Raw genomic sequence first — 268 nt, 5'->3', positions numbered from 1 at the left:
CACCATGACTGAGCGAAACAATGCTTGGCTAATCTGTAACGCCACTCTGGTCAACGAAGGTCGCCGCTGGGTGGGGGATATCCGGGTGCGCAACGGCCGTATCGACGCCATCGGGGAAGCCCTCGAACAGCTCCCAGGAGAAGAGCTGATCAACGCCACGGGCCTATGGCTGCTACCGGGAATGATCGACGACCAAGTGCACTTCAGGGAACCCGGCCTGACTCACAAGGCTGATATTGCCAGTGAGTCTCGCGCCTGCGCAGCAGGC

The 268-nt window shown here is 60.4% G+C and carries 1 pseudogene; it reads left to right on the top strand.

The features are described 5' to 3' along the window. Window positions 1-4: 4 nt before the first annotated feature. Window positions 5-268, top strand: a pseudogene (locus tag GHN92_RS23995) (dihydroorotase); the annotation flags it as partial.

This window comes from Pseudomonas sp. FSL R10-2964 (genome assembly GCF_009600035.1).
Taxonomy (GTDB): Bacteria; Pseudomonadota; Gammaproteobacteria; order Pseudomonadales; family Pseudomonadaceae; genus Aquipseudomonas; species Aquipseudomonas bubulae.
The sequence above is the reverse complement of the archived record's forward strand: the minus strand, read 5'-3'. Positions and strand labels throughout refer to the sequence as shown.